This window comes from Niallia sp. MER 6 (assembly GCF_023714395.1).
In the GTDB taxonomy this organism is placed as follows: domain Bacteria; phylum Bacillota; class Bacilli; order Bacillales; family Cytobacillaceae; genus Niallia.
Window position 1 is genome coordinate 171,569 of sequence record NZ_JAMAUK010000007.1, and the last position, 23,621, is coordinate 195,189.

General features: G+C 39.6%; 20 protein-coding genes. 7 read left to right on the top strand and 13 right to left on the bottom strand.

Annotated elements, in window-relative coordinates:
• Positions 1–116: 116 nt before the first annotated feature.
• The 4 genes from M3600_RS11965 to M3600_RS11980 all read right to left on the bottom strand — a co-directional run bounded on the left by M3600_RS11965 (position 117) and on the right by M3600_RS11980 (position 4,845).
• Positions 117–1,028, bottom strand: a complete 912-nt coding sequence (locus tag M3600_RS11965; RefSeq protein ID WP_251646170.1) for an NAD-dependent epimerase/dehydratase family protein — start codon at positions 1,026–1,028, stop codon at positions 117–119.
• Positions 1,029–1,167: 139 nt separating this feature from the next.
• Positions 1,168–2,361: a hypothetical protein gene (locus M3600_RS11970; RefSeq protein ID WP_251646172.1), complete on the bottom strand. Its 1,194-nt coding sequence runs from the start codon at positions 2,359–2,361 to the stop codon at positions 1,168–1,170.
• Complete coding sequence (locus M3600_RS11975) at positions 2,361–3,593, bottom strand: glycosyltransferase family 4 protein (protein ID WP_237941392.1); 1,233 nt, start codon at positions 3,591–3,593, stop codon at positions 2,361–2,363. Before M3600_RS11975 ends, M3600_RS11970 begins: the two co-directional genes overlap by 1 nt.
• Before the next feature lie 37 nt (positions 3,594–3,630).
• Positions 3,631–4,845, bottom strand: coding sequence for a glycosyltransferase family 4 protein (locus M3600_RS11980; protein WP_233313908.1), 1,215 nt, complete (start codon positions 4,843–4,845; stop codon positions 3,631–3,633).
• Positions 4,846–5,037: 192 nt separating this feature from the next.
• On the opposite strand from M3600_RS11980, the gene M3600_RS11985 reads away from it, so the two are divergent.
• The 6 genes from M3600_RS11985 to M3600_RS12010 all read left to right on the top strand — a co-directional run bounded on the left by M3600_RS11985 (position 5,038) and on the right by M3600_RS12010 (position 10,072).
• Positions 5,038–5,556, top strand: coding sequence for a hypothetical protein (locus tag M3600_RS11985; protein WP_237941390.1), 519 nt, complete (start codon positions 5,038–5,040; stop codon positions 5,554–5,556).
• A 42-nt stretch (positions 5,557–5,598) separates the two neighbouring features.
• A complete protein-coding gene (locus M3600_RS11990; protein WP_233313910.1) occupies positions 5,599–6,117 on the top strand; it encodes a hypothetical protein in 519 nt (172 codons plus the stop codon).
• Positions 6,118–6,287: 170 nt separating this feature from the next.
• Positions 6,288–7,379 (top strand): non-hydrolyzing UDP-N-acetylglucosamine 2-epimerase, encoded by a 1,092-nt coding sequence (gene wecB / locus M3600_RS11995; RefSeq protein WP_233313911.1) that lies wholly within the window; start codon positions 6,288–6,290, stop codon positions 7,377–7,379.
• Positions 7,372–8,358 carry a polysaccharide biosynthesis protein gene (locus tag M3600_RS12000; RefSeq protein WP_251646174.1) on the top strand — a complete coding sequence of 329 codons (987 nt, stop codon included), beginning with the start codon at positions 7,372–7,374 and terminating at the stop codon, positions 8,356–8,358. Before wecB ends, M3600_RS12000 begins: the two co-directional genes overlap by 8 nt.
• The gene (locus M3600_RS12005; protein ID WP_233313913.1) at positions 8,359–9,189 is read left to right on the top strand and encodes a dTDP-4-dehydrorhamnose reductase family protein; all 831 of its coding nucleotides are present in this window, start codon (positions 8,359–8,361) and stop codon (positions 9,187–9,189) included.
• Complete coding sequence (locus tag M3600_RS12010; protein WP_251646177.1) at positions 9,182–10,072, top strand: NAD-dependent epimerase/dehydratase family protein; 891 nt, start codon at positions 9,182–9,184, stop codon at positions 10,070–10,072. Before M3600_RS12005 ends, M3600_RS12010 begins: the two co-directional genes overlap by 8 nt.
• Positions 10,073–10,128: 56 nt before the next feature.
• Here the strand turns inward: M3600_RS12010 and M3600_RS12015 are convergent, their stop codons facing one another.
• Positions 10,129–11,211, bottom strand: a complete 1,083-nt coding sequence (locus tag M3600_RS12015) for a glycosyltransferase family 4 protein (RefSeq protein ID WP_251646178.1) — start codon at positions 11,209–11,211, stop codon at positions 10,129–10,131.
• A 231-nt stretch (positions 11,212–11,442) separates the two neighbouring features.
• Here M3600_RS12015 and M3600_RS12020 point away from each other — a divergent pair, with 231 nt between their 5' ends.
• Entirely contained in the window at positions 11,443–12,165 is a 723-nt protein-coding gene (locus M3600_RS12020) for a glycosyltransferase (protein WP_233313916.1), read from the top strand.
• Between the two features lie 111 nt (positions 12,166–12,276).
• Here M3600_RS12020 and M3600_RS12025 read toward each other — a convergent pair whose 3' ends face one another.
• The 8 genes from M3600_RS12025 to gltB all read right to left on the bottom strand — a co-directional run bounded on the left by M3600_RS12025 (position 12,277) and on the right by gltB (position 23,552).
• The gene (locus M3600_RS12025; protein WP_233313917.1) at positions 12,277–12,711 is read right to left on the bottom strand and encodes a peptidylprolyl isomerase; all 435 of its coding nucleotides are present in this window, start codon (positions 12,709–12,711) and stop codon (positions 12,277–12,279) included.
• A 117-nt stretch (positions 12,712–12,828) separates the two neighbouring features.
• Entirely contained in the window at positions 12,829–13,488 is a 660-nt protein-coding gene (locus M3600_RS12030) for a peptidylprolyl isomerase (RefSeq protein WP_233313918.1), read from the bottom strand.
• A 79-nt stretch (positions 13,489–13,567) separates the two neighbouring features.
• Positions 13,568–13,774: a hypothetical protein gene (locus M3600_RS12035; protein WP_233313919.1), complete on the bottom strand. Its 207-nt coding sequence runs from the start codon at positions 13,772–13,774 to the stop codon at positions 13,568–13,570.
• Between the two features lie 84 nt (positions 13,775–13,858).
• On the bottom strand, positions 13,859–16,093 hold the full coding sequence (locus tag M3600_RS12040) for a DEAD/DEAH box helicase (protein ID WP_251646180.1): 2,235 nt from the start codon (positions 16,091–16,093) through the stop codon (positions 13,859–13,861).
• 75 nt (positions 16,094–16,168) lie between these two features.
• Entirely contained in the window at positions 16,169–16,633 is a 465-nt protein-coding gene (locus tag M3600_RS12045) for a hypothetical protein (RefSeq protein WP_237941387.1), read from the bottom strand.
• Between the two features lie 97 nt (positions 16,634–16,730).
• Positions 16,731–17,270, bottom strand: a complete 540-nt coding sequence (locus tag M3600_RS12050) for an HD domain-containing protein (RefSeq protein WP_233313922.1) — start codon at positions 17,268–17,270, stop codon at positions 16,731–16,733.
• A 220-nt stretch (positions 17,271–17,490) separates the two neighbouring features.
• Positions 17,491–18,981: a glutamate synthase small subunit gene (gene gltD, locus M3600_RS12055; protein WP_233313923.1), complete on the bottom strand. Its 1,491-nt coding sequence runs from the start codon at positions 18,979–18,981 to the stop codon at positions 17,491–17,493.
• Between the two features lie 17 nt (positions 18,982–18,998).
• Positions 18,999–23,552, bottom strand: coding sequence for a glutamate synthase large subunit (gene gltB, locus M3600_RS12060; protein ID WP_251646183.1), 4,554 nt, complete (start codon positions 23,550–23,552; stop codon positions 18,999–19,001).
• Positions 23,553–23,621: the final 69 nt, after the last annotated feature.

Here is a 23,621-nt window from a genome sequence, read left to right on the forward strand (position 1 = left end):
CCATTATCAAAATGAAAACTCATAGAGGCAAACAGGTGATGGAAGAGGGGGCTAGCAGCATACGACTATAAACTGAATTTTACAAGGAAAAGGAAACACAATATGGAGAATGGTTATTAATTATTATAATAATGATAGGTTTTTTGTAAGCCTTCACTTATGCTGTACTCCGGTTTCCATCCAAGCTGTTCACAGCATTTTTCATTTAAAAGACAGCTGTGTTTAATATCACCTGTCCGGCTGGTAACATGAATGGTTTCTAGACTGTCTGGATGAAGTTCTAATAGAATCTCAGCAAGTTGATTAATGCTTGTTGGCTTATTTGTACTTACATGAAAAATATCATTGCTGCCGCTTGTCGTTGCTGCGATGTTTGCTTTCACAACATCCTCAACAAATACGAAATCTCGTGTCTGTTTTCCATCTCCATGGATTTTTAAACAGCTTCCTTCTTTAATCCTGTCCATAAAAACGGCAATAACACCGCCTTCTCCTTTGGCAGTTTGTCTTGGACCGTATACATTTCCATAGCGCAGGATGGTGAAATCCAGTCCATATAATACTTGGTAAAGTTGAATATACTGTTCAGCAGATAATTTAGATAATCCATAATAGGAAATTGGTGATGTACGATCGTGTTCTTCAATCGTTTCTTTTTGAAGATTGCCATACACTGCAGATGTAGAGGAAAAAATAATTTTTTTCACATTTGCTTTCCGGCATCCTTCCAATATATTAATAGTGCCGTTGATATTGATATCTGCATCTTCACATGGATTGTTAATCGATCTTGTAACATCTGCCTGTGCTGCTAGATGGAATACGAATGCAGGTTTTTCGGCTTCGATTATTGCTTGCGCCCTTTCACTGCGGATATCCACTTCATGCAATACCACATTGGGATGTTCAGGGAAATAATGGCCTGACGAATAATTATCCAGTATATGAACTTCATATCCCTCTTTTAATAAATAATCTGTTAAATGAGAGCCGATAAAACCTGCTCCACCAGTAACTGCTACTTTCATCCTTCTGCTCCTCTACTCATTTTTAATAGCTTATGATATTCGAGTGTTCCGTGTATATGGCGGGTGACCATACTGAGCCAAAAATGGACATCTCCTTATAAGAAAAAAGCGAATGGCGACAAACCATCCGCTAAAAAACTCATAATTTTTCTGATGGTATCTTGTTGATTGCCGTTGTGTCAGGGATTCTATAATTAATTGGTAATGCCGAAGTTATTTCATCTACATAACGTCTATCCACGAAGGCTTTTTTTGTATGTCCCCTTTTTTCAAACAAATCATCATAGTTGTCACTAGACATCTCATCAAATATTTTTATCATGCGGAAGTTAGGAAGGTGATAATCAGCTGGTAAAGCTGCTACGATTTTATCAAATATTGTCCGGTCCACAAAGAACGGCTTTGCTCCCGGCTTTTTAACAAAAAGAGATTTATAGACGTCACTTGACATCTTAGAGAAAACCTCTAATGTTCCGATATTAGGAAGAAGATAGTCTTGAGGTAGCACTTCACCAAGTCGGTCCATAATATGATTATCAATAAATAACGGCTTTGCTGCGGTATTAGCAGGGGAGTTCCTAATAAATAAATGTTGATACGCATCTACCTTCATCGGCTGAAAAACAGATATCGATTTTTCGTTTGGCATGTTGTAATCCGAAGGAAGAACAGAATTGATTTTTTCCCACACTCTTTGCCGTTCTTCCTGCCTTTGCTGCTCTTCAAGCTTTTTCTGCGCTTCGAGTTTTTGCTGCTCTTCAAGCTTTTTCTGCGCTTCGAGTCTTTGCTGTGTCTCGAGCTTTTGTTGTGTTTCCAGCTTCCGCTGTGCCTCAAGCTTCTGCTGTGTTTCGAGCTTATGCTGTTTCTCAAGCTTTTGTTTTGTATCCAGCTTCTGCTGTGCCTCAAGCCTTTGTTGTGTTTCGAGCTTCTGCTGTGTTTCAAGCCTTTGTTGTGTTTCGAGCTTCAGCTGTGTTTCAAGCCTTTGTTGTGTTTCGAGCTTCAGCTGGTTCTTACGACTTTGTTGTGCCTCTAATCTTTGTTGTGTTTCAAGTCTTTGTTGCTCTACTACTCTCTGGTACTGTTCTAGTCTTTTTTGCTGTTCTAATTTTCGTTGCTTTTCCTGCTCTCGCTGCTGTTCGAACCATTTTTGATAATTCTGCCACTGTTGATGTTGACGCCATTGCAGCGGTCTTTGTGTTTTTTTAGCCTTCTTTTCATCTGTATGATTATTTGTGTTTTCTTCTTTATTAAGATCATTCGTCTTGTCCACATCTTCCTTTTTTACAGAAAAGGGGAGAATTTTATGGATGTTCTGTTTCCAAGGAAACTTCATTACCTTCCTTCCTCCCTCCCTTTTGCTAACGCAAGCTCATACACTTCCAGAATACTTTTAGCTCCTTTAGATAATGACCAATGCTCTAGTCCCCATACTCTTGCATTATTTCCAATAATGGATTGAAATTCAGGCGTACTTAACAGCAGCTGCAACAATCCGTATAATGCATCTACATCTTCAGCCGGATAGATCAAACCTGTCACCCCGTCCTCAACCATTTCAGGAAGTCCTCCTGCATCACTTACAATGGCAGGCTTTCCGGCAATTTGTGCTTCTACCAGTGACAGTGGCTGATTTTCCAATAGACTAGGAAATACATAAATATCGGACTGGGAAACTAGATACGGGACATCACTCCGATTCCCAAAGAAAAATACATCATCCTCCAATCCTAGTTCTATTACTTGTTTTTCCAATTCCTTCTGTTTATCGCCTTCCCCAATAATCCAACAAACCCAATCGTCTCTGTCTTCCTTAAGCTTACCTAAGGCAGCAATTAAATGATGTACACCTTTCATTTCAATAAGGCGCCCCGTATAGGTAATAATTGTTTTATCTTCAGGAAGTAACAGTGATTCATTTACCTTTTGTGTTTCCAAAAGGAATGTATCAGTGTCAAAACCATAGTGCAGCACCTTTATTTGCTCTTCTGGCACTTGGAACTCCTCTGTTAGAATTTTTTTCATCCAGTTGTTTGCTACAATTGTATACGCCGCAGCAGTAGCACCAACCTTTTCCATTTCATCATAATAGGCTCGAGCCATATAACCGGTAGATGATTTATGCATTCCTTTCAGCTGGTGTCTAATTTCATGTGCCACTGAACCATGGAGTGTCGCAACTAACACGGTTCCCTCTGGCAACACTCTTGCAAGGCTTGCAGTTGCAATGACATCCTGTGTGTGGATGACATCGTATTCTGCAAGTCCAAGATAAGCCGCTGAAAGTTCAAAAACATAGCGCTGAAATTCAGTGTATTTCACTAGTGCATTAGCATGGATCTCTGGATATGCTTCTTCTGTCAGCTTCGCTTCGAGCAATGGCATGATTTTTTCTTTCTCAATGGAGATATCTTTATTGTAGATATATACAACACTTGTATCTTCATTAAACCCGAGCAGGTCTACTTCATGCCCGAGTTTTTCTAATTCTCTTTTTTGTTGTTCCATATAATGCCAGACTCCTCCGACATGGGGAATGGGCCAATAGGTTGCTAATAGTATTTTCATATTTTTCGATTCTCCTTTACTGTAATATTTCTAAGTCTTAAGGGGTGGTTGCTTGGCGATAAATCGCCATAATATTCTCCACTCCAGTTTCTAAGGACCAATGCTTTAGTCCCCATTGCTTGGCGTTAGCTCCAAGAAACGTTTGGTATTGCTTATTTACTAAAAGCATATAAAGACTGTTCCGAAGCTCTTCGACATTCCCTTTTGGAACAATCAATCCTGTTAACCCATGTGTAATCATTTCAGGGAGTCCCCCTGCATCGCTCACAATACATGCTTTGCCGACAATCTGTGCTTCAATAACAGATAATGGCTGGTTTTCGATCATGCTTGGCAAAACATAGACATCTGCCCTAGATAGAAACTGCGGGATGTCTTCTCGTTTTCCAAAGAATACAATCATATCTCCCAAACCAGCTTCTGCAGCTTGAAGCTTAAGTTCATTCAGCTTTTCACCTTCTCCTACAATCCAGCATACCCAATTCGATAAAGAACCTCTGAGCTGTTTTAATGCTTCAATTAATACGTGCACACCTTTCAATGCAACTAGTCTTCCAGTAAAAAGAATTACTTGTTTCCCAATTGGTTTTGTTATGCTCCTATCCTGCGGATCGATTCTGTTCAAAAAAGCTTCTATATCAAATCCATAATGGAGGACAGTCATTTGCTCTGCTGGTACATGAAATTCATTGATGAGAATATCCTTAAGCCAATTGTTTGCAACAATTGTTACATCAGCAGAAGTTGCTCCTAAATACTCCAATTCATCGAAATACGTACAGCCTATTTGGGAAGTTGCTGTAACATGTTCATAGAGAAGATGATCTTTCATTTCGTGTGCAACTGAACCATGCAAGGTTGCAATTAACTTAGGTCCATTCAACTGCAGCTTCCCAAAGCTAGTTGTTGAAAACACATCCTGTGTATGAATGATATCGTACTTAAGCAAATCGAGACTGGAAATGGCAATTTCATATCCAATCCGGTGTTTTTCACAATAAGTGACAACTGGATCTGCCATATACGGTTTATGCTGGATGCTTGCTAAACGGCTGTTTATTTCTACTTGTAAATCATCATTAAAAATCTTTTTTTCTTCTGATACAAAATATGTGTACTTATGCAATTCTCCGTACCCTAATAAATCTACTTCATGACCTAATACCTCAAGTCGTTTTTTTAATTGGTTCATATAATTCCATACTCCTCCGACATGTGGAACGATCCAGTATGTCGCAAGCAGGATTTTCATATATACAGCCCCTTTCCGCTTTGTCTCTTTATTCATATTTAAATAAATAAAACTAGTATAGGCTGTTGCCTGTAAAACGGGTGGACTTTCTAAAAAAATCCATATTTTACCCATAATATTTGTCCAAGCTTCTTAGTATTTTGCACATAAGCTATTTTGTAACTTCCGAGAAATTGAAAGGAGGTGAAATAAATGCCTGTTGCATTACAAGCCTTTACAAATCCAACAAACACTGTCCGAATTGCAGACTCTGCTACAGCACCTGGTCCTGTTGTTACTGTAGGCCCACAAACTCCGTTAATTGATGGAAACAGCTCCTACATTTGGTCTCCAGTCAGTGTTTCTGGCCAAACAGTAACATTCCGCAGTGTCTTTTCATTAGGTGCTCCGCTGTTGGGTCTAGCTTTGCCATTAACAGTATTTTATGCATATGCTGGAAATCAAACTGTGTCTGTTACAGGAACATTACAGGTACTGGATGTATTAGGAATCATTGTTCTTACAGTTCCTTTATTCTCAGGTGATACGAATTTAGGAAATCCGTTAAACGTAAGCACAATTGCAGCTGATACTCTATTGGCAGCAAGTATACTAGGCGGCACGATAAACATTACCATTGATGCTGTTGTGACTGCACCTATCACGACTCCTTACGAACCAGTCAACACTGGCCGTTATCTAGGAGAAATCACTGTTCAAACAATTGTCTAAACCTAAAAACTAACTGATAGATTAAAACTAGGAGGTGAAAAAATGCCAATCGTTTTACAAAGTTATACTACTCCGGCCAATACAACTATTGTCGCAAATACTGCTGGCGGAACATTTCCACAAATACCAGTTGTGGTAACACCATCTGCCACTGCCCCATTCATTGACGGGAGCAATGCTTATATTTGGGCCCCTAATAGTGCAACGAACCAAACAGTAACCTTCGTAAGCAGATTCACTTTTCCGTTAGGTCTTTTAAATGTTGCTTTGCCAGTCAGTGTCAACTATGCCTTTTCTGGAACGGAAACAGTCATCGTTAGCGGAATATTAGAAGTCGTCAACCTACTAGGCATTGTTATTGCGACAATACCGGTATTTACGAATGTTGTGAATGCAGGTGGACCTTTAAGTGTAGAAATCGCATCCGGCGATGCCCTTCTTGCATTGCAGCTTCTCGGCACTAACGCAGTTTTGACTATTACTTCAACAGTAACATCAGGCGCAGCAGGCACTGGAAATTATTTAGGACAGGTTACGGTTAACGAAGTAATTGCACTTTAACTAAAATAACTGTTTATGCTTCCCACTTTATTAGCGGGGAGTTTTTTTGTTACTTAAGAGCATTTATTAACATAATTTTCTATTAAAAAAGGTTTGCTGCCTAGAACATGCGGTACGGACATGCATATGTTATAGAGATTCTTCATTAAAGGCTTTACGAGAGGTGAGAAATGAAAGTATTGACAATATTGGGGACAAGGCCAGAGATCATACGTCTTAGTTTGATAATTGGCAAACTCGATCAATTGGCAGATAAACATATCCTTGTGCATACAGGACAAAACTTCACTTCGTCATTAAGTGAAATATTTTTTCAGGAAATGGGAATAAGAAAGCCAGATTATGTGCTTAGTGAAAAGCATCAGTCGTTGGGAGAACAGCTTGCCGTCATATTCAAAGAATTAGAATTGATATTAAATAGAGAAAAGCCGGATAAAGTGTTGGTACTTGGTGATACAAACAGTGGTTTAAGCTCCATTTTAGCAGAAAGAATGGGCATTCCAGTCTATCATATGGAAGCTGGAAACCGATGCTTTGATTTGGAAGTTCCAGAAGAAAAAAATAGAAAGCTAATTGACAGTGTCTCTAGCTTTAATCTCCCATACACACCACAAAGCAAGCAGAATCTTATGCAGGAAGGATTCCCATCGAGCAGAATACTTGTGACTGGAAATCCCATTTACGAGGTACTGCTTCATTATGGCGAACAAATTGATTCTAGTCGGATATTAGAAAAACTTTCCCTTAAAGAACAAGATTATTTCCTCGTTACCACACATAGAGCGGAAAATGTCGATTATAAAGATCGGTTAAAGGAAATCATTACTGGCATCAATTCGATAGCAAAATTGTATAAAAAAAGGATTATTTGCAGCATACATCCCCGCACAAGAGCTCGTATAGAACAAAACAAAGAGCTGAAGATTGATCCTTTAATTGAATTTTATGAGCCATTTGGATTTTTTGATTTTGTGAAGCTAGAACAAAACGCCCTATGTGTGCTTACTGACAGTGGAACTGTCCAGGAGGAATGCTGCTTATTCCATGTTCCGACTGTAACAATCCGCAAGACTACAGAACGGATGGAAACAATTGAATGCGGAAGTAATATCCTGTCCGGGCTGAATGGCAAACACATCACAAGCTGTGTGCAGGCAATGGTTAATCAATCAAGAAAATGGTCTTTTCCTGAAGGCTATGATCATGTAAATGTATCAGATAAAATAGTAAAAATTGTATTGGGAGGAATGAAAGTTGTTTGAAAATAAAAAGATTTTAATTACTGGTGGAACTGGTTCATGGGGACATGAGCTGGTGAAGCAGCTGCTCAATGAAAATCCAGAGGAAATTCGCATTTTTTCCAGAAATGAATCTGTGCAATTCATGATGAAACAAGAGTTTGACAATCATCCTAAGCTGCATTTTATTATTGGTGACATTAAAGAAAAAGAAACCTTGATGGATGCATGCCAAAATATCGATTATTTATTCCATTTAGCAGCCTTAAAGCACGTGCCAATTTGTGAACACCAGCCTCTTGAAGCATTAAAAACAAACGTCATTGGCACCCAGAATGTCATAGATGCTGCGATTGCACAAAATGTCCACAAGGTCGTCTATATTTCAACAGACAAAGCTTCTGATCCGTCTAATTTCTATGGTTTATCAAAAGCGATGGGAGAAAAATTAATCATTCATGCGAACACACTTAATACAGATACGAAATTCGTCTACATTCGCGGTGGTAATGTTCTCGGAACAAACGGAAGTGTTATCCATGTCTTCAAAAAGCAAATTCGTGATAAGCAAACGGTCGGCATCACAGATCTAAAAATGACAAGATTCTTTTTGACCGTACAAGAGGCAATCAAACTAGTATTTAAAGCAACATTTGAAAGCTTTGGCGGCGAGATTTTTGTCATGAAAATGCCTGCATGCCGAATTATAGACTTAGCTGATGTAATAGTCGAACTTTCACAAGTAGAAAATGTAAAAACCGAAATACTCGGAATCCGCCCAGGTGAGAAAATTCATGAGCTGCTGCTGTCCAAATATGAGTGTACTACAACATGCATTTATGATGAGGAATATTATGTTATCTTGCCATCCATTCATATTGATGGGTTAAAAGAGCATTATGAAAATTGCTCTCCTGTTGACCTGGATGAGTATAATTCTGGCATCGGCTTAATCAGCAAAGAGGAAATCAAGGAGATACTATCGAAAGGCGGTCTTATCTAAATGAAGCTCTTAGTCCTTGGTGGCAAAGGGATGGCAGGACATGTAATGGTAGCTTATTTCAGAAAAAATCCGAAATTTAAAGTCTATTACACATCAAGGGATAAGCAGGATAAAGATAGTATTTATCTGGACGTGACCGATCTGATTTCTTTGGAGAAAATCATTGAATCTATAAAACCAGATATAATCATTAACTGTATCGGCATCTTAAACGAAGATGCCGAGAAAAATCCTTTTATTGCCATGCAAGTAAACAGCTTTTTACCGCATCAGCTCGTCAAACTAGCGAAAAGAAACGGCGGAAAATTGATTCATATTAGTACAGATTGTGTGTTTTCCGGCGATGAAGGAGATTATACAGAGGACAGTATTCCAGATGGTACTACCCAATATTCCAAAACAAAGCAATACGGGGAAATTAAAGATGATGAAAACCTGACTATTCGAACTTCAATAATTGGCCCTGAACAAAAAGAACACGGAATTGGCCTCTTCTTGTGGTTTATGAAGCAGACTGGTGAAATTAATGGATATGAGCACGTATATTGGAATGGTGTAACAACCATAGAGCTGGCGAAAGCAACTGAAAAGATGATTGAAAATAATGTAACAGGTCTTTATCATTTATGTGTAAAAGAAAAAATTTCAAAGTACGAATTGCTAAAGCTGTTCCAAACAGTGTTTGACAAAAAGGATGTGAAAATCCTTCCTGATAAGGAAAATAAACTTGACAGGACAATCGTAAATACGAGGACAGATTATGTCTACACTCCCCCCTCATACTTGGATATGCTAAAGGAAATGAAAACTTGGATGAAAGCAAATGAATAAAACAATCTTAATTACCGGTGCTAGCGGGTTTACAGGAATCCACGCTTGCAGATTTTTTGCAGAAAAAGGCTACCATGTTTATGGAGCAGCTAAAAATACAAATTCCCTCATTCCTGGCATTAAACAGCTCCTACTATGTGATTTAGCTAACGAACAGGATGTGGATAAATTAATTGAAACATGCAAGCCGGATTACTTGCTGCATCTTGCAGGACAAAATCATGTCGGAGACTCCTGGGATAATCCTGTTAAAACACTGGAAATAAATGCGCTATCAACAGCCTATTTGCTTCAGGCAGCAGCTAATCACAGGCCAGACTGTAAAATTCTAATTGTCGGTTCAGCCTTGCAGACCAATCCACAGGATATATCCGCTATCCCGCACCCTTACAGTTTAAGCAAAACAATCCAAACAATGATTGCTCTATCTTGGGCTAATCTGTATGATATGGACATTAGAGTCGCAAAACCAACAAACTTGATTGGCCCTGGTAATTCTAACGGCGTTTGTGCAATTTTTATTAAAAATATTCTCGAGGCTTTAAAAGATGGAAGAACACCAGTTATCAAGGTTCAAAATATAAATGCAACAAGGGATTTTATCGACGTTCGCGATGTTGTGTCTGCATATGAATATATCTTGCTTAAAGGAAGCAAAAACGAAGTGTATGATATTACAACAGGTGTTAGCCAGTCGTTAGGAAATGTTTTAGCGCATCTGGAACAATTAACAGGAAGAACTATTGATATAAAATCAGCTTGTTCTGATGCTTCCGATACTGCTCCTGTGATATACCCTGTTAAACTGAAAGGGTTAGGCTGGCAGCAGGAAAGGTCACTGACATCTTCTTTAGTTGATATGATCAATTATTATCAAGGATAAAAAATGAGTCGTGCATGAAATGCGCGACTCTCTTTAGTAGTTACCAGTTGATTTCTCTAGTTCTGTGGTTTTACACCAAAATCACTCATCATGGAAACAAAGTTCTGGCAGTACTGCTCTGGACTGAATTCACGTCTCAAATGCAAGTAAGCACTTGTTCGGATATGTTCCCTCAAGGGTACGGAGAACATCAACTCCTTCGCTTCCTTACACGCCGCTTCAATATCTCCTAGCGGATAATACTTTCCAGTTACATTATGGATAATAGAACTTCTCACCCCATCAGAGTCTGTTGTAAGTACAGGACATTTGCAGCTGAATGCTTCGAGCACAGAATAAGGTGCACCTTCCACTTTAGATGTAGAGCATAGAAAACCGCCCGAATCTCCAATCATCGAATAATAATCTGCCATTTGTTCATTCGGGATATTCGGCAATACTGTCAAATGTTCAGCTAGCTGGAGCTGTTCCACTAAAAGTTGAAAGGCTGCTCTCTCCTCTTGTGTCGATAATGTAGGATCCTCAAACATATAAAGCTGAATACCATTATTAACACCATTTAAGAGCTGTTTTCCTATCTGCAGAAACTCTCTCCAGTTTTTATTGTCTTCCAGTCGTCCAATCCAAGCTACAATCGGTTTCTCCGATTTTGGCAGGCGCTTATACGCGAATTTTTTGCTGTCGAAACAATTATTAAATTGGTAGGTTGGTATGGACGGAAATAATTCACTGAAAATTTGAGAAATATGGGGTGTCTTAGGATTGAGTAACCCAACTTTTGGTGTTGTCACATATGGTACTGCGTTCGTCATTTCGGTTTTGGCCACATGCTTTGGTCCATACCCTTGTATTTCCAAAATAATAGGGCCAGTGTATCCGAAATTCCGAAAGCGCGGAATCGATTTATAGTCTGAAATGATTACCATCCATTGATAATTGCCTTTATCTAAAATTGCTTTAATTTCTGTATCATCATCTGTGATAAATGTTGGTCCTTCATGGTCATTAACTAAATCTCTTGCTTTGCGGAAATATAGGAAATGGCTGTTAATACCAGCCTGTTTAAGGGCAGCTGAACGTTGGCGATTTAATGTTTCCACCCCGCCGCTCGGCACATAATAGACAAATAGAATATTCATTGTTGTTTTCCAGCATCCCTTCATATCATTATTTTTTAACATGCTTCTAATAGGATATGGAAAAGTGCTCCAATTTGACCTCTTTTTTGTTTTTTAAGGAGAAAAAACTTTGATGAATGATGTAATTCAGTCAAGCACATACCTATACAGCAAGCAGGAGATATACATATATTACTATTACTGAAAAGAATTTCTACACAAACAGAGGAATAAAAAGAAGGAGGAAGTAAGTTGTATCCGAAAATATCAATCATCATCCCTTTTTATAATTGCGCTTATGTAGATCAAGCCATCAGGAGTGCCTTGAATCAAACCTATCCGAATGTAGAAATAGTTCTAGTTGACGATGGCTCCGTTAAATACAGAGAAAAAATTATGCCATATAGGTCACGAATAAAGTATATTCGAAAAGAAAATGGTGGTACTGCAACAGCTTTGAACAGGGGCATTGCAGAAGCGACCGGTGAGTATATAGCATGGCTTAGCTCAGATGATCTTTTCAAGCCCGAAAAACTTAAGCGGCAAATGGAATTTATGTTGGAAAGAGGATTAGACGCAAGCTTTACAAACTATGATATTATCGACAGTAACAATAATGTACGAATCCCATCTAATGGTGCCAACTATTCAACTATGAAGGCAGTATATGAAGGTTATTTATACTCTAACCCAATAAACGGATGTACTATTTTAATCAAAAAAACCATTTTTGAAAAATATGGAGACTTTAACCCTGCAATGGTATATACACATGATTATGAAATGTGGTTTCGTTTACTGTCTAAAGGGGTGCATATTGTTTACTTGGAAGAGTCATTGACACAGTTCCGCTCCCATTCTGAATCTGGTACAACTAAATACCAACAGCAGATGCTTGCAGAAATGCAGGTCATTGAGGCAATGTACAGACCGCTTATAGTTCAGTATATTGTTGATCATTATTTACTTCTTTAAGTAATAAAAAAGTGATTTTTTGGATGCGTAAAATCTATAATTACAGTTAGAATAGGACAAACCCCCATCGATCTTTTTGTTCGATAGGGGTTTGTCTAAGTATTGCTATAATTATTCTCCGATTACAACTTTCTCCATAACATCGCCGTTTCTCATTGCTTTAACAGCAGAGATTCCAGATGTTACTTTACCGAATACTGTATGTACTCCGTTTAAATGCGGTTGAGGATCATGTACGATAAAGAATTGGCTACCGCCAGTGTCTTTACCAGCATGAGCCATTGATAATGAGCCTTCTTGGTGTGTATGAGGATTGCCTTGTGTTTCACATTTGATTGTGTAACCAGGACCGCCTGTACCGTTGCCGTTAGGGTCTCCACCTTGGCTTACGAAGCCTGGGATAACGCGATGGAAAGTCAATCCATCATAAAAGCCTTCTTTAGCAAGTTTTGTAAAGTTTTCTACTGTTCCTGGTGCTTCGTTCGGATAAAGTTCGAATTCGATCTTTTCACCGTTTTGCATTAGTATGTATCCATTTTCTGCCATTATTTACATCTCCTTTAATCTTTGTCCCTATTTTGTTGGGACAAATGTTTCAACTTATCATACCATACATTCTATCAAGAAATAAAATGTATTGCTTGTCCTTAAAAAAAGCTAGTGCTATTCTACCTTTTGCGGCTCTGGAAAATTAACGCCCTTCGTATCCACACTTACTTTCTTCATGATAACATCTTCCTTCGGTTTATCATTAGCATCTCTGTCAACGGCAACGATTTTGTCGACTACTTCCATGCCGCTAATGACTTTACCAAATGCAGCATATTGGCCATCCAAGCTTTCTGTCGTTTTAGTCATAATGAAAAACTGAGAGCCTGCTGAATCTGGATCGCCTGATCTTGCCATGCTGATTACGCCTCGTTCATGCTTCAGATCATTGTCAAATCCATTGTCTGAGAACTCCCCATTTATCGCATAGCCAGGACCACCTGTGCCATTCCCCGCCGGATCTCCGCCTTGGATCATGAAGTCAGGAATAACTCGATGAAATGTTAATCCATCATAGTAACCCTTTTCTACAAGTGTAACAAAGTTGTTGACAGTATTCGGCGCTTTTTTCGGATATAATTCGATTTCAATCTTTGAATCATCTTCCATGGTAATGGTCACAATTGGATTTACCTCAATAGTTGGAGAATTAGATGTAGAGCTTTTTGAATCCTCCGCTTCATTCGTACTGCCGCATGCTGCAAGTCCCATCGTTAGCAACAACAAACATGCAAGCAATAATCTGTTTTGTCGGAATTTCTTCTTCTGTTCCATATTACACCCCCTATATACTTGACGAATTAATTGTACATAAAGAGATAAAAATAAACAAATCTAAAACAGTCAAATGTACTTACAGTTCAATATAGATACGGTAAACTCCATCAATAAATTGTTCATCATACACATAAAATCCATTATCTTCAAGCTTAGCAAGGATTTGCTCTTGTGCTTCCTTGTCAGTGACAGTAATATACCCTTCACTATCGTATGTTTCGAGTGCTTTATTTACAGCATCTTCTGTTGTGAGCACTTGCCCAACCGTTTCTTTTAAAGTCATTTAGCAATCCCTCCAGAAAAATTTACAAACTACTATTAAATGATACCCTGTTTCCTTTAAGGCTGTAAACAACCATCGTAAATTTTACGACAGCTGTTTAAGCAAATAGGCGGCAAGCTGTTTCGATTCTATTCTGACTGCTATGGAAGGTGGCTTTGCTCCTGGCACGAGCTGCAGTGGATGACCAATCCATACGATGTGTTCATCTACAATGACAAACGGAAAGGGTGCGTCATATTCCATACTATCGACACGTTTATTTTTAAAACTCTTTACTGGACCATATACTTTGCATATTGTGTTTGCAGCAATTGCTTCTAAAAGCTGCAGCCAGTCTTGTGGAACTTGAACTATATCCGGCATTGCAGCAACAATGGTTTTTCCATTCTTCATATCTTCCCATATATCTTTCGTGTTTTTTGCATGCTGCCATTTAAGATACGGGTGGCTGGAATTAATCCATGTGCCGATTTTCTGCTGTTCAACTAGTAAATTCTCACTCCATTGATGCTCCACAAGCTTTCTTACAGCCTTATCTCTGCCTACTCTTCTTTTGATGAAATCACAGTTAGCAATATGAATAAACTTACCCTTAGACCTCGTAATTGCCACGTTCAATAATCTTTCACTGTCTTTTCCAAGCAGCAGCATTCCCGGCCGCTCATGAGGGTACCCTTCTGTGCTGTCAAATATAATCATATCCTTTTCACTGCCTTGGAAACGATGGACTGTCGCTATCTGAATACTGCTATCAGCAAGCTGCTTAGGGAACAGTTCAGCGGTAACAGCGTCCATCAGTTCACTTTGAGCTCTATATGGCGTCACATAGCCAATGCTTCTTATTCCGCTTTTCCATGCTTCTACAATCAGCTGTAAGGAGAGCAGCATATGCATGAGATTAATACGTGATTTTGTGCCTTTTTCAAAGCTGCCATAATAGCCAAAATTACTTGTATCCAAGAGGATATTGGCTTCTTTCGGAAAAGGACCTTTTTCTGTGATCGCTTTTCGCGATGATGAAACGGTTGGATGATCGGAAACAAGTGAGTGATAAATATGCTTATTAGTAAAAGACGATATGCTTGGATGCATCCTTCTCTGTTCATTCAGTAACAGCAAATGCTGATGAAGGGACCCAGATGCTACACTGTCGGCAACGCCTGACGCATGGAAAATATCCTCTTTCAGCCATTTATTCACTGCTTCGCTTCTGCTTGCTGCAATCGGAGGCAATTGTTTAAAGTCGCCGCAAACGATCAATCGCTTTCCAAGTGAAGCTGCAAAGGCTGTTTGCGGCACATAGGCCATACTTGCTTCATCAAGGAGAATAAGATCATATTCATCCTCATAAATAGCTGGGTCTGTCGCAGCTTTAGCAAGTGTAGTGCCAACTACCATCGCCTTTTTAATAAACTGCAATTCTTTTTTTCGTATTTTTTCTAATACTCTTGCAATCTGTTCCTCCATTTTAAGTAGAGCTTGTGAATCTCTGCTACTGAAGGATCTCGCTAAATCTCTTTTTAATTTAATCTTTTCATCTAACAATTCTTGTTTTTGAACAGCTAAAGCTTTGTCCTTCTCGTCAAGAAGTGCACTTGTTGTTATTTTTTCATCGTGCATATCCATTTCTGCTGCATTGCCTCCATACCGGAGAATATCGCCAATTTTAAATCTTTTTTTGCTTTGTGCTGTTTTCGTTATTTCCTTCATGAGCACATCTACTGCTTGGTTGCTTTGAGACAGGAGAAGAATCCTTTTTCCCTTCCAATATTTTTGGAGGGCAACTCTTGCTAATGTATATGTTTTACCTGTTCCCGGCGGTCCCCATACAAAGGTGATGGGATTATACTTGCTTCTCAAGGAAAGATCATGAACATGGTTTTTAATCATATCCTGGGGATGCTTCGCAGGCATGGAAGGATTCATCAGCCTTTTAATTCGCATTCTTTTCGTCTTATTTTCCTTAATCGCATCAAACCGGATCATCAGCTGCTCCAAAAGCTCCCAAGGATCGTGGCAGACAAAAGCTTCTGACACATAATCGCCGATTGATTTGTCAATCTGGAGGATTAAGCTTTTACCATCTGAAGACAGAATGCGGCCGTTAATCTTGGCTTTCCCCCAAGTAAGGACAACCGATGAACCGATAGGTATTTTAACGAAAGAAATGCTTTCAAAATAATATGTATAGTTCTCCTCTGTTTGAAGATGTTGGCCATTAAATAACGCTATTTTCGTACTGGAGAACCTTTTTAAATGATTTATTTCCTGCTGAAGAGCAAGCTGCCATTCTTTTATATATCTAGAGGTGCTTATCATTGTATTCCCTTCTAACTTCTTAATGATTTTTTTATTATAGCACCAAATTGTCATCATGAATGAAAAAAGGAAGACTCAAGGGTCTTCCTTGTATATCCTCTGCTGCCAAACATAATAACCATATATGATAAACGAAAGTCCGTACATGATTAAAAAATACTGCCATGGAGCAATCCCTTTATATTCAGCAATATGAAGCTTACTTAAGCCTGGCAGCACTGCAAATGCCATTAATGTATCCATGATGATGTTCGTAATCGTAAAAATAATAAAGCGGCTGCTTGTGAAATAAAATATCCAAAACGTTCCTACCGGAAATAGCCCATATGCGAAGCTAACATCAATCATATATCCCCATGGAACAATATATGTATGAATAATCCACCATTTATAATGAAACGCTATTTGAAAAATGATTGTCATTAAAAAAACCGTTAAAATTATTACAGGTATATACTTTTTAATGCGCTTCTTATTAGCAAACAGCAAGGAAAACCACGGGAGAAGCAAACTTATATAAAGTATCATTTTAGCTGTCATGATAATACTCCTATTCGTTAATTTCCCTTTATTATTTTTCCGCTCTTTGCAATTATGCAATAATGCAAAAAAACGGAAGGAAAAGGGGCATAATTGCCTACTTTCCTTCCGTTTTATCTTCGTCTTGGGTGATATATTTATCAATTTTTTCGTCTAGTCTTTCCAAGCTCTCTATTGCTCTTTTAATACTTATCGTCCGGTAATGGTGATGCCCGCCTGGCTCCTCATCCTTTTCGTCTGCTGCTTTAACAATTTCCTGCAGCGGTGTTAGGATGACATTTCCTCCAGGAATGAAACTGTCTGTATGAAACAAAACAGCTAATGCAATTTCTTTTGCTTTAACCGGATTTTCACCGAGTCTGATAAGGAGTTTATGTGCTCTTTCTGCCCCTTTAATAGGATGAATATCATTTTTTTTATACAGCTGATAATCCCATTTACCGTCCTTATACCACGTATAATGTCCCATATCATGAAGAAATCCTGCTTTAGCGGCATTATCCACATCTATATTTCTTTCTTTAGCCAACTCAAAAGCATGATAAGCTACGGCCAGAGCATGAGCTAATCCTGATCGCGTAATATACTTCTGCGCAATATGGTGTTTAAAAATATCTGTCAGTCTTACATCTCTCATCTCCGACACTCCCCTTGAATTGTTGCAGGCAATGTCCAAAAAACTTAAATATTAATTGCTCTATTACGAGGACAGCCCTTGATTTTTACCCATTATATACTATTAGATGAAAAAAGATAATAAAAAGGGTAAACACATTTTCATTTTTTTACCCATTTTATGTATGATTTATTCTTCTTCCATAAAAAAAACTGGCATCCTTTAGGATACCAGAAAATAATTATGCATTAACGGTTGGCAAACAAGTTACACCCATCAAATATTGATCTACTTTATACGCAACTTCTCGGCCTTCATTTATTGCCCATACAATTAAGCTTTGGCCTCTTCTTGCATCACCTGCTGCAAAAACGCCATCTACATTTGTTTCAAATTCGCCATATTTAGCGGCAATTTTGTTATTGCGTGTATCTACACCAAACTGAGAAAGAACAGATTGTTCTGGACCTTCAAATCCAATTGCAATAAACACTAGCTGAGCAGGCCAAACCTTTTCTGAGCCAGGAATCTCTTTAAATAAAAATCTGCCGTCCTCTTGTCTGATTTTCTCCATTTGCACTGTATGAAGCTCCTTCAGGTTCCCCTCTTCGTCATGCACCATTTTCGTTGTTTGGATGCTGTACTCACGAGGATCTTTACCAAATTGCTTTTGTGCTTCTTCATACGCATAATCAAGTGTGAAAACATGAGGGAAAGCAGGCCACATATTATCAGTAGCACGAGCTAATCCTAGCTGTGGGTGTTTTCCGAACTGAACAACTGTTTTGCATTTTTGACGAAGTGCTGTTGCAACACAGTCTGCCCCAGTATCACCGCCGCCGATCACGATAACATCCTTTCCCTCTGCATCAATGCTCGGTTTACCTAGACTTGGATCAAGCAGGCTCTTCGTTGATTGTGTCAAATAATCCATTGCAAAATGAACGCCATTTGCTTCTCTGCCTTCGATATTTAAATCTCTTTGCTTTTGCGCTCCAGTACAAAGGATAACAGCATCAAACTGAGCTTTTAGCTCTTCAGCCGTAATGTCTTTACCGATTTCCGTATTTGTGACAAAATCAATTCCTTCCTGTGTCAGGAGGTTAACTCTTCTTTCAACATCCTTTTTCTCCAGCTTCATGTTAGGGATACCGTACATCAACAGCCCGCCAGGACGATCAGAGCGCTCAAATACAGTGACAGAGTGCCCCGCCTGGTTAAGCTGATCAGCGCTGGCAAGGCCAGCAGGACCGCTACCGACAATCGCTACTTTCTTGCCTGTACGGTGTGATGGTATTCTTGGTGAAATCCAGCCGTTTTCAAACCCTTTATCGATAATAGTTTTCTCAATATTCTTAATCGCTACAGCTGGATCGGAAATGCCAAGAACACAAGACCCTTCACAAGGGGCAGGACATGCTGCTCCTGTAAATTCAGGGAAGTTGTTTGTTTTCAGCAATCTTTCAAGTGCATCCTTCCATCTTCCTTTATAAACTAAATCATTCCATTCAGGAATCAAGTTATGAATCGGGCAACCGGAGGTGCTTCCTCCGATTTCCATCCCGATATGGCAAAATGGTGTGGCGCAATCCATACATCGTGCACCTTGTCTGCTTAGCACCTCGTCAGAGAAAGGAGCAGAATACTTCTTAAAATCGTTAATGCGGGAGAGGGGAGACCTTTCTTCCGCTTCCTCTCTTTTATATTCCATGAAACCCGTCGCTTTGCCCAATTGTTTTCTCTCCTTTCTTACCGAACTGCTAAAGTCATCTTAGTAGTTTGCTGTTTTTTTTTGCCTTGGTTTGAGTTGCTCTCAAAAGCTTTCATTTCCGCTTCTTCTTGCGTTAATCCATGGTCAATGCCTTCTTGGATTTGGCTGATCATCCGTTTGTAATCTTTAGGGATTATTTTTACGAATTTAGCAGCATTTTTCTCCCAGCTGTTTAACACTTGCTGTGCTGAGAAGCTGTCTGTTTGTTCCGCATGTTTACTGATTAAAGTCCTTACTCTCTCCAACTCTGCCTTATCTGTCAATTCTTCAAGCAGAATCATTTCCATATTGCAAAGATCCTTAAAGCTGTCCTTGTCGCTTGGCAATACATAAGCAATTCCTCCAGACATACCTGCACCGAAGTTTTTGCCGACTTCACCAAGGATGACTACTTCCCCGCCTGTCATATATTCCAGACCATGATCACCAATACCCTCAACTACAATGCTAGCTCCGCTGTTTCGGACTGCAAAACGCTCTCCTGCTTTACCGTTAATGAAGGCTTCACCGCTAGTTGCACCATAGAATGCAACATTTCCTGCAATAACATTATCTTGAGCAGAAAACGATTCAACTGATGGAGTCTTAATGACGATTTTACCGCCGGATAAACCTTTTCCAACATAGTCATTCACATCGCCGTTCAAGCGGATTGTCAATCCTTTTGGAATAAATGCACCTAAGCTTTGGCCTGCAGATCCTGATAAATGCAGATTGATTGTATCTTCAGGCAATCCCTGCTCTCCATACTTTTTAGAAATTTCACTGCCGACAATTGTACCGATAACACGATCTGTATTGCGTACATGGTAGTGCAGGTCAATGTTTTCGCCATTTTGAATCGCTTTTTCTACTGCAGGCAGGATTTTTCTCATATCAATGCTTTCTGCAATTTTATGGTTTTGCGGCGTTTGGAATGTTCTAATTCCATCCACTTGGTAAAGAAGCTTAGTTAAATCAAGGTCTTTTGCTTTCCAGTGGTTTTTAGCATTCTCACCGACAGTTAATACATCTGTTCTTCCAATCATCTCATCAACAGTGCGGAAGCCTAATTGTGCCATAATCTCTCTTACTTCTTCTGCGACAAAACGCATGAAGTTGACAACATGATCTGGATCTCCAGCAAATTTATAACGAAGATCTGGATTTTGTGTGGCAATCCCGACTGGACATGTGTCCAAGTGGCAAGCACGCATCATTACACATCCTAAGACGATGAGCGGTGCTGTTGCGAAGCCAAATTCTTCTGCGCCAAGCAATGCTGCCAGCACAACATCTTTACCTGTCATCAGCTTTCCGTCTGTTTCTAGGACAACTCTGCTTCTCAAACCATTAAGCATTAATGTTTGATGTGCTTCAGCTAATCCAAGCTCCCACGGAAGACCAGTATGTTTGATACTTGTTTTTGGTGATGCACCCGTACCGCCATCATAGCCGCTAACAACAATAACATCTGCCGCACCTTTTGCCACACCTGCAGCAATCGTGCCGATTCCGCCTTTTGAAACAAGCTTCACACTGATTCGAGCATCACGGTTCGCATTTTTCAAATCGTGAATAAGCTGTGCCAAATCTTCAATAGAATAAATATCATGATGCGGCGGAGGTGAAATTAAGCCAACTCCCGGAGTAGAGCCCCTTACGTCTGCAACCCAAGGATATACTTTGTTTCCTGGCAGCTGTCCGCCTTCCCCAGGCTTTGCACCCTGCGCCATCTTGATTTGCAATTCGCGGGCATTTATTAAATAATGACTTTTTACACCAAAACGTCCTGATGCAATCTGTTTAATGGCGCTGATTCGATTGTCGCCATTCACATCAAGCTCGTAACGGGCTGGATCCTCTCCGCCTTCCCCGCTGTTTGAGCTGCCGCCTAGACGGTTCATTGCAATTGCCAATGTTTCATGCGCTTCCTTACTAAGCGATCCAAAGGACATAGCTCCTGTTTTAAACCTTTTTACAATGGATTCAACTGATTCGACTTCTTCTAGATCAATTGGATTCTGGTTAGCATTAAAGGCAAACAAATTTCTCAAGAAGTTTAATCTCTCTTCATTGGCTGCCTCTGAATATTGCTTAAATAAGCTGTAATCAGCTTTTCGGCATGCCCATTGCAATGTATGAATTGTCTTTGGATTGAACGCGTGATGTTCTCCGCCTTTTCTCCATTGGAACTCACTTCCAGAATCTAAAGTCTCATCCAGAATATTTGCATATGCTGCATCATGTCTGTCAGCAGCTTCTTTTGCAATTGTTTCTATACCTATTCCGCCTAATTGTGATACAGTTCCAGCGAAGTATTTATCGATAACCTCTTGGCCAATGCCGACTGCTTCAAAGATTTGGGCTCCGCGGTAACTTTGCACGGTAGAGATACCCATTTTGGACATTACTTTAACGACACCTTCAGTAATTACAAGATTATAGCGTGCTACAGCTTCCTCGTAGGAAATGTTCAGCAATTCATCTTCAATTGTCTTCTGATAAGTCGCATACACTAAATACGGGTTGATAGCATCTGCACCAAAACCGATTAAGCTCGCGAAATGATGAACCTCTCTTGTTTCACCTGATTCTACGATGATACTAACCTTTGATCGAAGTCCTTTTTCAATTAAATGCTGGTGCAGTGCGCTGACTGCTAACAGGACAGGTATAGCTTTTTGTTCTTGATTCATTCCTCTATCCGTTACAATTAACAGGCTAACACCTTCAGCAATGGCATTTTCTGCTTGCTTCAACAGGCTTTGAAGACTCATCTCCAAGTTATCTGTGAAAGTCGCTGCAAAGCTTTGTGCTGTAAATCCGTACAGCTCATTTGCTTTCAGCTGATTGATTTCAGCATTAGAAAGGATTGGACCTTCCAACTGAATGCGGCGACAATTCTCAGCTGTCGGGTGAAGCAGGTTGCTTTCAGCTCCTAACCAAGTCAATGTTGATGTGACCACATGCTCCCTGATTGCATCAATAGGAGGATTGGTTACTTGGGCGAACAGCTGCTTGAAGTAGTTGAATAATGATTGGGACTTTTCAGACAATACAGCAAGCGGTGTGTCATTCCCCATTGAACCGATTGGATCCTTGCCTTCTGTTACAACAGGCAGCAAGTTTTTTTGGATATCTTCATACGTGTATCCGAAAGCACGCTGGCGTGTCAGTAAATCTTGGAAAGACTCTGCTTCATCGTTTTCCGATTGCTCTAGCTTAACAACTTCCTCCAGCCATTCTGCATACGGCTCTTGAGATGAAATTTCGCTTTTCAGCTCATCGTCAGAAACGATTCTGCCTTCCTCTAAGTCTATTAACAGCATTTTTCCTGGGCTTAAACGGTCTTTATATAGAATGTTTTCTTCTTCTACCGGTACAACACCTACTTCGGAGGAGAACACAATATAATCATCTTTTGTCACATAATAACGAGCAGGACGTAAACCGTTTCGGTCTAATATTGCCCCGATTTGCTTACCATCTGTAAATGTGATGGCCATCGGACCATCCCATGGCTCCATCATTGCACTATGAAACTCATAAAATGCTCTTTTCTCGCCAGTCACGTGAGGGTTCTCTGTCCAAGGCTCCGGGATAAGCATCATTGCTGCATGAGCCGGCTTACGGCCTGCAAGAATGAAGAATTCCAAGGCGTTATCGAAAACAGATGAATCACTTCCATTTGCATCAAGAATTGGCAGAACCTTTTGCAGGTCATCACCGAAAGCTTCTGACACAAATTGCTGTTCTCTTGCCTTCATCCAATTGAAGTTACCGCGCAATGTGTTAATTTCTCCGTTATGGATCAAATAACGGTTTGGATGGGCTCTTTCCCAGCTTGGAAAAGTATTTGTGCTGAAACGTGAATGCACAATAGAAAATGCGGACACGAATTCTGGGTCTTGCACATCAAGATAGAATGTTTCTACTTGATCGGAAGTTAACAGCCCTTTATATACAATGGTGCTCGTAGACAGACTCGCAAAGTAAAATTCTCTTTCTTCTGCCTTGCCCCAATTTTCAGATAATTTACGGATAATATAAAGCTTGCGTTCGAAACCAAGCTTCTCTAAACCATTATTATTTTTAATAAACACTTGTCGAATTACAGGACAGCTCTTTTGAGCGACTTTTCCGATTTTTCTGACATCTGTAGGTACAGTTCGCCAGCCGAGTAGCTCTTGGCCCTCAAGCTCGATATATTCATTTATCTTATTTTCAATTTCATGTCTGTTTGGATCATCCTTTGAAAAGAAAACCATTCCGACACCATATTGTCCGCGCTCTGGCAATTCAAAATCCGTAATCTCCTTGCGGAAAAATGCATCTGGAATTTGAACCATTAATCCGGATCCATCTCCTGTCAACGGATCGCTGCCTTGACCACCGCGATGATCCAATTTACATAGCATGCTTAGTCCCTTTGAAACGATGTCGTGAGTTGCCATCCCCTTAATATGAGCAAATAACCCGATTCCACACGCATCATGTTCAAATTCAGGTCGGTATAGACCTTGTGCTTTAGCTAATTGGTTGTACGTCATTTCAACCACCCCTGTCAGATTTTCTAACACTTTTTTTTGTTCAGATAACCCAATTATACTATGCAAATT